Genomic DNA, 1,697 nt, shown 5'->3' with positions numbered 1-1,697 from the left:
AGGGAGAATCTGTGGTTAAGATTGGGGCTACGGTGGGTTCGCTAAATCCACCAATGCGTTTGAGGGCTTGAATCACCTGATTTTGCTTCGCCAACTGCTGATAGTCCCAGCTCACATGCTGCCATTGACAACCACCACACTTATCCGCCACGATACATCGGGAACGAACACGATTAGGGGATTCCACTAACAGTTGGTGTAACTTACCAGTAGCATAGTTAGGTTTGACCCGCATCAGGCGCACCAAAGCTCTATCGCCTGTGACAGTATCCGGAACAAAAACGACGCGATTTCCTAGGCGTCCAACGCCATCACCACTATCACTGAGGTCTGTAATCATTACCTCAATCAGTTGACCTTGTTGCCAACACTCAGGGCTGGGCTGATTAGTTATCATCATTGGCATCATATAGCAAAGGGAACAGGGAGTAGGGAGCTTCGGAGTAGGGAGATCGAATGGAGTCGCTGATGGTAGAAACCCCCTGATCAAGGCGCACCCGTCGCTACCTGTAGGGTTTATTATTAAGTTACCCTAGTACTTATAGCGTTTTTGCGTAAATCCTGATAGTTTTGTTTTCATTCCAGCTACAGATGGCAAGAGGGGGCAACGGATGGTTCGAGCGGATTTACAGGATGGGGGAAGAGGGGAAATAGAATATCGATGCCAGCAAGCAAGCATCAGTTTTGCTCTATTTGTTCATCTTATGCCCAATGCCCTTCCGTTGTGTCACCCAAAGTCGGTAAACTACTAATTAACAGTTCTGGCAACAAGTCCCGAGCTAAAATCTGTAATTTAGCTCGGGATGAATAGCCTGAGTAACTCAATAAAAAACTCCATAAACTAATAACATGAGTGTAGTTAGTCAAGTCATTCTCAAAGCCGACGACGAGCTGAGATACCTCAGCTCTGGTGAACTCAAAAGTATCAATGATTTTTTGCAAAGCGGTGAGCAGCGATTGCGCATTGCTGCCACCCTGTCGGAAAATGAAAAAAAGATTGTACAAAAAGCCAGTAGTCAGCTGTGGCAGAAACGCCCTGACTTCATAGCACCAGGAGGCAATGCCTATGGTCAGCGTGAACGAAATCAGTGTTTACGGGACTATGGATGGTACTTGCGCTTGGTCACCTATGGTGTGCTTGCTGGTGATCAGAAACCTATTGAAGACATTGGTATCATCGGGGCAAGAGAAATGTACAATGCCCTAGGTGTGCCAATGGCAGGGATGTCAGAAGCAATAAATTGCTTAAAAGAGGCATCTTTGGGAATCCTAACCGATGAGGATGCTGAGCTGACAGCTCCCTACTTCGATTACATTATTCAAGCAATGTCTCCTAAGTCCTAAGTCATTAGTCCTAAGTCATTGGTGATTAGTCATTAGTCATTGGTCATTTAATACTAGGATATGGTTAATTGTCCATGGTCAATTAACAATTAGCCATTAACAATTAACAATTAACAAAATACTAATGATTAATGACCTCAAATCCCACGCATTTTAGTCGTGGGATTATTTAAATTAAATGTGGTTAATCAAAAAACTGCCCTGGCTTTCATTATCAATTCTTCTTTTAAGCCATAGTATTTTTGGCTGGATGATATCTGTTGACTTTCAGGAATTGATTACGGTAGAACACACTACATCAGCATCACATCCTTCCTTATTTCATATATCGGTATGGCTCTGGCTGATCGGAG

At 43.8% G+C, this 1,697-nt stretch carries 3 protein-coding genes; 1 reads left to right on the top strand and 2 read right to left on the bottom strand.

The annotated features are described in order from the left end of the window. Positions 1-406: TRAM domain-containing protein (locus F6K38_RS41240; protein WP_287360617.1), on the bottom strand; the 406-nt coding region annotated here is incomplete at its 3' end. 296 nt (positions 407-702) lie between these two features. Next, the gene (locus tag F6K38_RS41235; protein ID WP_287360615.1) at positions 703-825 is read right to left on the bottom strand and encodes a hypothetical protein; all 123 of its coding nucleotides are present in this window, start codon (positions 823-825) and stop codon (positions 703-705) included. A 24-nt stretch (positions 826-849) separates the two neighbouring features. Here F6K38_RS41235 and F6K38_RS41230 point away from each other — a divergent pair, with 24 nt between their 5' ends. Further along, positions 850-1,344, top strand: a complete 495-nt coding sequence (locus F6K38_RS41230; protein WP_287360614.1) for a bilin-binding protein — start codon at positions 850-852, stop codon at positions 1,342-1,344. The last annotated feature ends 353 nt before the right edge of the window (positions 1,345-1,697 follow it).

Source organism: Moorena sp. SIO3B2, assembly GCF_010692525.1.
Lineage (GTDB): Bacteria > Cyanobacteriota > Cyanobacteriia > Cyanobacteriales > Coleofasciculaceae > Moorena > Moorena producens.
Note: the sequence above shows the minus strand (reverse complement) of the source record. Positions and strands in the feature narration are given on the sequence as shown.

Coding starts and splice junctions, on each gene's coding strand:
- F6K38_RS41230 (WP_287360614.1), top strand. CDS start 850: ATGAGTGTAGTTAGTCAAGTCATTCTCAAAGCCGACGACGAGCTGAGA.